This is a genomic window from Methylobacterium sp. D53M (genome assembly GCF_053345625.1).
The window spans coordinates 19966-27235 of the sequence record NZ_JBKFAL010000042.1 but is presented as its reverse complement, the minus strand read 5'-3'; the positions used below and the strand labels follow the sequence as shown (position 1 = coordinate 27235).

Below are 7270 nucleotides of genomic sequence, written 5' to 3'. Positions count from 1 at the left end.
ACAAGCCACGCGGCGAGCAGTCGAACCTCGGCCGCGCGCGCCGTTCCTTAACGGATCGCTAACCCTGCGGCGCCACTCTGTCGGGTGACGGAGTGCCTTAACGATGCCGCGAGCCCGCCACGTGACGCCGGTCCCGCTTCTGGCGGTCGTCCTCGTCGCCGCCGCCTGCGGCACCGCCCGGGCCGCGAGCGAGACCGAAGCCCGCCACGCCGCGTGGCGCGACTGCGTCAGCCGCAACTTCCGGATCCAGGCCGCACTGACGGACCGGGATCTCGCCGCCGACGCCGCCTTCCGGGCCTGCCGGACCGCCGAGGACGCCTATCTCGCGACCCTCGCGGCCTCGCCGCTGCTCGACGACGAGGATGTCGGGCGCGCCCGGCCGCTCCTCGCTGGCCGGATGCGCGCTTGGCTGGTCGGCAACCGCGGCTGACGTCGGCGATTCCCGGCAGCGGCCATCGGGAAAGGACGTTTCCGCCAAGTGCGTGAGGTCGGCCAGCAAGGCAGCGTCGCGGAGGCCTGTCCGCCTATGCCTTCAGGCGCGCCTTGATCCGCCGGGTCAGCCCGTCGCGGACGTCGCGGTAGGCGTCGAGGCGCTGCTCGCGCGAGGCGTCCTGCAGCAGCGTCGGGTCGGGGGTCGGCCAGTACTCGACATCGGCCGCGAGGGTGTGCGTCAGGTCCAGTGCCCGGTGGTGCGCCTCCGGCGCGAGGGTGATGATCAGGTCGAAGTTCAGGCCCTCCCAGTCCTCCAGCTCCTCCACGGTGCGCGGGCGGTGCCGGCTCGCGTCGATGCCGACCTCGTCGAGGGCCGCGACCATGAACGGGTCGGTGGGCTCGCCGGAGCGCACCCCGGCCGACTGCACGTAGGTGGACTTGCCGAAATAGGCGCGCGCGATCGCTTCCGCCGCCACGGAGCGCACGGCGTTGTAGTTGCACATGAACAGGACGGACTGCACCCGCCGCTTCTTCGGGGGCGCGTCGGGAAAAGGCTCGGGAGGAGGCTCGGGAGCGGGCTCAGCCATCGCCGGTCGGCGCGGAGGGCGCCTAACCCTTCCAGTGCAGCGCGAAGATCAGGGTGAACAGGCGGCGCGCCGTGTCGTGGTCGAGGTCGACCTTCCCCTCGAGCCGCTGCTTGAGCGTCTCGGACGCCTCGTTGTGCAGGCCCCGCCGACCCATGTCGATCGCCTCGATCTGCGACGGTGAGGCGGTGCGGATCGCGTTGTAGTAGCTCTCGCAGATCATCTCGTAGTCGCGGATCACCCGCCGGAACGGCGTGAGCGACAGGAGGTGCGTCATCACCGGCTCACCGTCCACCGTGGTGATGGCGAAGGACAGCTTGTTCTCGACGAGGCCGAGCGTGAGCGCGTAGGGGCCCTCCCGCCCGGGGATGGTGAAGGAATTGTCCTCCAGGATGTCGAACAGGGCGATCGCCCGCTCGTGCTCCTGATCCGGATTGCCGCGGGCGATGGACCCCTCGTCCAGGCTCACCTTCGCGAGGCGGTTCGGCCCGCGCTGCTTCTCCGCCATCCCCAAAACCTCACAGGTTCAACCGGATCGCGACGGAGCGGGCATGCCCCTCCAGGCCCTCGGACCGGCCGAGGTTTATCGCCGCCGGGCCGAGCGCCCGCAAGCTCTCCGGCGTGCAGGCGAGGATCGTCGTCCGCTTCATGAAGTCGAGCACGCCCAGCCCGGACGAGAATCGGGCGGAGCGCGCGGTCGGCAGCACGTGGTTGGGGCCGCCGACATAGTCGCCGATCGCCTCCGGCGTGTGCGAGCCCAGGAAGATCGCGCCGGCATTGCGGACCTTGGCGGCGAGCGCCTCCGCGTCCTGCGTCTCGATCTCCAGGTGTTCGGGGGCGAGGCGGTCGACCAGGGGCACGGCCTCGTCGAAGGTGCGGACCCGGATGACGGCGCCGTAATCGCGCCAGCTCGCCCGGGCGATCTCCTGACGGGGCAGGGTGGTGAGGGCGCGCTCGACCGCCGCCTCGACGGCGCCGGCGAGTTCGGCGCTGTCGGTGATCAGGATCGCCTGGGCGGCCACGTCGTGCTCGGCCTGGGCCAGGAGGTCGGCGGCGATCCAGTCGGGGTTGGCGTGGCCGTCCGCCAGGATCAGCACCTCGGAGGGGCCGGCGATCATGTCGATCCCGACCTGGCCGAAGACCCGGCGCTTGGCCGCCGCCACCCAGGCGTTGCCGGGCCCGACGACCTTGGCCACGGGGGCGATCGTGGCGGTCCCGTAGGCGAGGGCCGCGACCGCCTGGGCGCCGCCCACCCGGTAGACCTCGTGGACGCCGGAGAGCTGCGCGGCGGCCAGGACCAGCGGGTTCATCTGGCCGTCCGGGGTGGGCACCACCATCACGAGGCGCGGCACCCCGGCGACGCGCGCCGGCAGCGCGTTCATCAGCACCGAGGAGGGATAGCTCGCGGTGCCGCCCGGGACGTAGAGGCCGACCGATTCCAGCGCGGTCCAGCGCCAGCCGGCCGTGACGCCGAGGGCGTCGGTGGCCCGGTGATCCGCGGGCCGCTGCGCCCGGTGGAAGCTCTCGATCCGCTCGGCGGCGAGGCGCAGGGCCTCCAGCGAGTCCGACGGGCAGGCCGCGACGGCCGCTTCGATCTCCGCGTCCGTGACCCGCAGCTGCGCGGCGGAGAAATCGGCGCCGAGCCGGTCGAACCGCCGGGTGAAATCGACCAGCGCCTCGTCCCCGCGGGCGACGACGTCGGCGATGATGCCGCGCACCGCCTCGTCCACGTCCTCGGCGATCTCGCGCTTCACCGTGAGGAGGCGCGCGAAGGCGGCGGCAAAATTCGGATCGCTGCTGTCGAGCCGGACCATCGGGAAGCCTTCTGTCTCGCGTCAGGCCGCCGAGCCGGCGGCCGTATCGGTGTCGATGTCGTGCCCGGGACGGTTCGCCGATTCCCAGACCGGGCCGAGATCCTTCATCCGGACCTCGATGCACTCGACCTCCAGCCGCAGGGCCGCGCCGCCGGAGAAGACGAGGTCGATGTGCCCGGAGGGCGCGTCCGTCGGCTCGAAGGTGAGGGCGAGCAGGCTCATCGGCGTCGCGTCGTCCGGCTTCAGGCCGCGGCTTTTCACGCCCAGCACGCGCTCGATGTGCAGGCCGGCTAGGCGCCGGCGCGGCGGGGCGCTCGGCGTCCAGTCGAAGCGGCGCACCGCCATGAGGAAGCGGTGCTCGCCGGCGAGGAAGGTCAGGTCCTGCGGTCGCAGGATCGCGTCCTGCAGATGGGCCGAGATCACGGTCAGGTCCTCGGTGTCGAGGGCGGCGAGCCTGAGCAGCTCCATGCAGAGGGTCCTCGGGGAATACGGGGCGCGGGTCGGGCGGCGAGGGCCGGTCCGCGGCACGGCGTAGGTAGCGGCGCGGCCCCGTTCGGGCAACGGCTGGTCTGGGGATCGCGATCCCGGCCGGGCACAGGCTCGGGCCAGCGTCGCCGTTTAGACGCGCCGGCGGACGAGCCGGGGCAGGGTCTCATATGGCGGCACTCACCGAGCGCGCGGCTGTGGCGGTGCTGACCGTCGGGCTGCAGGCGGCCGGACCCGCCGTCGCGCAGGTCGGTCCGGACGCGCGGCCCTACATCTACGGTCGTCCGGCACCGGATCGGGATCTCTACGCACCGCCGCCGCCCGGCGAGCGTCCGCCGCCTCCGCCCGCGGATGACGCGTATGGCTGGCGTCCGCCCCCGCCGCCAGTCGACGATGCGTACGACAGGCGCGGCTCGCGCTGGCGCGGCGACTTCGAGCGCCGGTGGGACGACAGCGTCTGCGTGACGGCCCGCGGCACGTGCAGGGTGCGCCCGGGGCCTCCCGACGCGCCCTGCGGCTGCGAGATCCCCGGCTTCGGCTACAGGCGCGGGCAGATCGAGGACTGAGCCTCGGGCGCTGCCGCGCGCCGGCCGGCTCGGACCGAGCGCTGCCGCTCAGGCCCGGACGCGCTCGATCTGCGCGCCGCACCGGCCGAGCTTGGCCTCCAGCGCCTCGAACCCGCGGTCGAGATGGTAGACCCGGTTGATCTGGGTCTCGCCCTCGGCGGCGAGGCCCGCGATCACCAGGGAGACCGAGGCGCGCAGGTCGGTCGCCATCACGGGGGCGCCCTTCAGCCGGTCCACGCCCTCGACGATGGCGAGGTCGCCCTCCAGGCGGATCTTCGCGCCGAGGCGGGCCAGCTCCTGCACGTGCATGAACCGGTTCTCGAAGATGGTCTCGCGGATATGCGACTGGCCCTTCGCCAGCGTCATCAGCGCCATGAACTGCGCCTGGAGATCCGTGGGGAAGCCCGGGAACGGGTCGGTGGTGACGTCGACCGCCGCGATGCCGGCGCCGTTGCGGCGCACGCGGATCCCGCCCTCGACCTGCGTGATCTCCGCGCCCGTGGTCGTCAGGACGTCGAGGGCCGAGTGGAGCAGGTCGGCCCGGGTATCCTTGAGCACGACGTCGCCGCCGGCCATCGCCACCGCCATGGCGTAGGTGCCGGTCTCGATCCGGTCGGGCAGGACCTCGTGGCGGGCGCCGTTCAGGCGGGCCACGCCCTCGATCTCGATGCGCGGCGTGCCGGCGCCGCGGATCTTGGCGCCCATCTTGTTCAGGCACTCCGCGAGGTCGACCACCTCCGGCTCGCGGGCGGCGTTCTCGATCACCGTGGTCCCGTAGGCCAGGGCGGCGGCCATCAGCGCCACGTGCGTGCCGCCCACGGTCACCTTCGGGAAGGCGAACTCGGCGCCGCGCAGGCCGTTCTTGGTCCTGGCGACGACGTAACCGGCGTCGATCTCGATCTCGGCCCCGAGCTTCTCCAGCGCCATGATCAGCAGGTCCACCGGCCGGGTGCCGATGGCGCAGCCGCCGGGCAGCGAGACCTTCGCCTCGCCGAACCGGGCGAGCAGCGGCGCGATCACCCAGAAGCTCGCCCGCATGGTCGAGACCAGCTCGTAGGGCGCCGTGGTGTCGATGACGTTCGAGGCGGTGAGCCGGATCGTCTGGCCCGTCTCGGTGGTCTGACCGGGGCGCTTGCCCACGACCATGTGGTCCACGCCGTGGTTGCCGAGGATCCGCGTCAGCGCGGCGATGTCGGCGAGCCGCGGCACGTTGATCAGCTCCAGCGTCTCGCCGGTGAGCAGGCTCGCGATCATCAGCGGCAGCGCCGCGTTCTTGGCGCCCGAGATCGGGATCACGCCGTTGAGCGGCGCGCCGCCGGTGATGTGGATGCGGTCCATCGTGTGTCCTCGGGCGGCGCACCCGCGAGGGCGCGCGGCCGGCCGTGCTGATCGCGGGCGCGGCAGCGCCCAGGCTTGGCCGTGCCCTATAGACCGGATTTGTCGGAATCAGGACCGTTTCCGTCCGATTCCTGCGCGCAGGACTGATCCGCGCCGGGAGACGGTCTTCCTTCGGCCCGCCCGCGGCCCTGCGCCTTGCGGCGGCGCAGGTTCTGGCGCAGCGCGGCCTTGAGGCGCTCTGCCCGCTCGTCCCTGGGGTCCGTCACGGCGCGACCCTTGGTCGCCGCAAAGTCGGGGCCGCGCGGTCCACGCCGGACGAGCCATCTGCGGTCGGAGACATGAGCTGTTGCAGGGGGCGGGAGCCAATTTCGGGTCGGAAGAACGTGCCGGACGCTAGCGGGTTCACGCGGGCCTCTCAACGGATGCAACGCTGCGATGTCGGAACCTTACCTTGAACCAGTTCCAGATCCGCGCGTATCTTGCGGCCCTCACGCGAAGGACTGGACCGAGGCCGGACCTCGATCGCGGGCCTGAGACGCCGCTCACGCGGTGTCGCCCGCGCGGCCGAACACGCGAAGGACGCTCGATGACCGTCACCCGGATGCCCAGCACGATGCTCGCCCAAGCGGGATCGACGCGCGCCGGATCCGGCTACGAGCGCTACTTCCGCGGGGCCCTGGATCAGCTGCACGGGGAACGGCGGTACCGGGTGTTCGCCGACATCGAGCGGATCTCGGGGCGTTTCCCGACCGCCAAGTGGCGCCAGCCGGACGGCAAGACCACCGAGATCACCGTGTGGTGCTCCAACGACTACCTCGGCATGGGCCAGCACAAGGAGGTGGTCGCCGCCATGACCGAGACCGCCGCCCGCTGCGGCGTCGGCGCCGGAGGCACCCGCAACATCGCCGGTAACACCTCGCCGCTGGTCGACCTGGAGCGCGAGCTCGCCGACCTGCACGGCAAGGAGGCCGGCCTCGTCTTCACCTCCGGCTACGTCTCGAACCAGGCCGGCATCTCGACCATCGCCAAGTTGATCCCCGACTGCCTGATCCTGTCGGACGCCTTCAACCACAACTCGATGATCGAGGGCGTGCGCCATTCCGGCTGCGCCAAGACGATCTTCCGCCACAACGACCTCGCCCATCTCGAGGAGCTGCTGCGGCAGGCCGGCGACCGGCCCAAGCTGATCGTGTTCGAGTCGGTCTACTCGATGGACGGCGACGTGGCGCCGATCGGCGCGATCTGCGACCTGGCCGAGCGCTACGGCGCGATGACCTACCTCGACGAGGTCCACGCCGTCGGCCTGTACGGCCCGCGCGGCGGCGGCATCGCCGAGCGCGACGGCGTCATGCACCGGGTCGACGTGATCGAGGGGACGCTGGCCAAGGGCTTCGGCTGCGTGGGCGGCTACATCACCGCCTCGGCGGCGATCTGCGACGCGGTGCGCAGCTTCGCGCCGGGCTTCATCTTCACGACGGCGCTGCCGCCGGCAGTGGCGGCGGCGGCGCGGGCGTCGGTGCGCTACCTGAAGCGCTCGAGCGCGGAGCGCGAGGCGCACCAGCGTCAGGCGGCGGCCACGAAGGCGGCGCTGAGCGCGGCGGGGCTTCCGGTCCTGGAGACCGAGACGCACATCGTGCCGGTGATGGTCGGCGATGCCGAGCTGTGCAAGGCGGCGGCGGACCATCTGCTGGAGCACCACGCGATCTACATTCAGCCGATCAACTACCCGACGGTGCCGCGCGGGACCGAGCGGCTGCGGATCACGCCGTCGCCGTTCCACGACGCGGCGCATATCGAGCGCCTCGCCGCGGCGCTGGGCGAGACCTGGCAGGCCCTGGACCTGCCCCGCGCCGGCACTGTCTTCGTCGAGGCCGCGGAGTAGGATCCGCGCCGCCGTCCCGGCCGGGCCGTGTTGCGGGCGCCCGTCTTTGCGAGCGGAGCAAAGCAACCCAGGGATGCCACATCCGCGGCCGGCCTGCTGCCCTGGATTGCTTCGCTCCGCTCGCAAAGACGGGCGCGCCGGTATGCTGAGGCCGGCCTGACCGCGCCG

Annotated in this window: 9 protein-coding genes; 3 read left to right on the top strand and 6 right to left on the bottom strand. The window is 72.1% G+C overall.

What is annotated here, in order from left to right; translation table 11 throughout:
- Positions 1-103 precede the first annotated feature (103 nt).
- Positions 104-430 carry a hypothetical protein gene (locus ACLBYG_RS29995; protein ID WP_020092509.1) on the top strand — a complete coding sequence of 109 codons (327 nt, stop codon included), beginning with the start codon at positions 104-106 and terminating at the stop codon, positions 428-430.
- Positions 431-524: 94 nt separating this feature from the next.
- Here ACLBYG_RS29995 and ACLBYG_RS29990 read toward each other — a convergent pair whose 3' ends face one another.
- The 4 genes from ACLBYG_RS29990 to ACLBYG_RS29975 all read right to left on the bottom strand — a co-directional run bounded on the left by ACLBYG_RS29990 (position 525) and on the right by ACLBYG_RS29975 (position 3298).
- Positions 525-935 carry an arsenate-mycothiol transferase ArsC gene (locus tag ACLBYG_RS29990; protein WP_234083060.1) on the bottom strand — a complete coding sequence of 137 codons (411 nt, stop codon included), beginning with the start codon at positions 933-935 and terminating at the stop codon, positions 525-527.
- A gap of 106 nt (positions 936-1041) precedes the next feature.
- Positions 1042-1524, bottom strand: coding sequence for a UPF0262 family protein (locus ACLBYG_RS29985; protein WP_020092507.1), 483 nt, complete (start codon positions 1522-1524; stop codon positions 1042-1044).
- A gap of 10 nt (positions 1525-1534) precedes the next feature.
- The gene (gene hisD / locus ACLBYG_RS29980; protein WP_091981844.1) at positions 1535-2830 is read right to left on the bottom strand and encodes a histidinol dehydrogenase; all 1296 of its coding nucleotides are present in this window, start codon (positions 2828-2830) and stop codon (positions 1535-1537) included.
- A gap of 21 nt (positions 2831-2851) precedes the next feature.
- The gene (locus ACLBYG_RS29975) at positions 2852-3298 is read right to left on the bottom strand and encodes a DUF2948 family protein (protein ID WP_020092505.1); all 447 of its coding nucleotides are present in this window, start codon (positions 3296-3298) and stop codon (positions 2852-2854) included.
- Positions 3299-3486: 188 nt separating this feature from the next.
- Here ACLBYG_RS29975 and ACLBYG_RS29970 point away from each other — a divergent pair, with 188 nt between their 5' ends.
- Positions 3487-3882, top strand: a complete 396-nt coding sequence (locus tag ACLBYG_RS29970; protein WP_447683901.1) for a hypothetical protein — start codon at positions 3487-3489, stop codon at positions 3880-3882.
- Positions 3883-3930: 48 nt separating this feature from the next.
- Here the strand turns inward: ACLBYG_RS29970 and murA are convergent, their stop codons facing one another.
- Both murA and ACLBYG_RS29960 read right to left on the bottom strand, forming a co-directional pair.
- A complete protein-coding gene (murA, locus tag ACLBYG_RS29965; RefSeq protein WP_020092503.1) occupies positions 3931-5220 on the bottom strand; it encodes a UDP-N-acetylglucosamine 1-carboxyvinyltransferase in 1290 nt (429 codons plus the stop codon).
- A gap of 86 nt (positions 5221-5306) precedes the next feature.
- The gene (locus ACLBYG_RS29960; protein ID WP_447683900.1) at positions 5307-5486 is read right to left on the bottom strand and encodes a hypothetical protein; all 180 of its coding nucleotides are present in this window, start codon (positions 5484-5486) and stop codon (positions 5307-5309) included.
- Between the two features lie 347 nt (positions 5487-5833).
- Here ACLBYG_RS29960 and hemA point away from each other — a divergent pair, with 347 nt between their 5' ends.
- A complete protein-coding gene (gene hemA / locus ACLBYG_RS29955) occupies positions 5834-7102 on the top strand; it encodes a 5-aminolevulinate synthase (RefSeq protein ID WP_026604818.1) in 1269 nt (422 codons plus the stop codon).
- Positions 7103-7270 lie beyond the last annotated feature (168 nt).

What these genes read in the sequence shown, in the direction of transcription:
- ACLBYG_RS29970 (WP_447683901.1), top strand. Translation starts at nt 3,487, where the DNA reads ATGGCGGCACTCACCGAGCGCGCGGCTGTGGCGGTGCTGACCGTCGGG.
- ACLBYG_RS29975 (WP_020092505.1), bottom strand. Translation starts at nt 3,298, where the DNA reads ATGGAGCTGCTCAGGCTCGCCGCCCTCGACACCGAGGACCTGACCGTG.
- ACLBYG_RS29990 (WP_234083060.1), bottom strand. Translation starts at nt 935, where the DNA reads ATGTGCAACTACAACGCCGTGCGCTCCGTGGCGGCGGAAGCGATCGCG.
- hemA (WP_026604818.1), top strand. Translation starts at nt 5,834, where the DNA reads ATGCTCGCCCAAGCGGGATCGACGCGCGCCGGATCCGGCTACGAGCGC.
- murA (WP_020092503.1), bottom strand. Translation starts at nt 5,220, where the DNA reads ATGGACCGCATCCACATCACCGGCGGCGCGCCGCTCAACGGCGTGATC.
- hisD (WP_091981844.1), bottom strand. Translation starts at nt 2,830, where the DNA reads ATGGTCCGGCTCGACAGCAGCGATCCGAATTTTGCCGCCGCCTTCGCG.
- ACLBYG_RS29985 (WP_020092507.1), bottom strand. Translation starts at nt 1,524, where the DNA reads ATGGCGGAGAAGCAGCGCGGGCCGAACCGCCTCGCGAAGGTGAGCCTG.
- ACLBYG_RS29995 (WP_020092509.1), top strand. Translation starts at nt 104, where the DNA reads ATGCCGCGAGCCCGCCACGTGACGCCGGTCCCGCTTCTGGCGGTCGTC.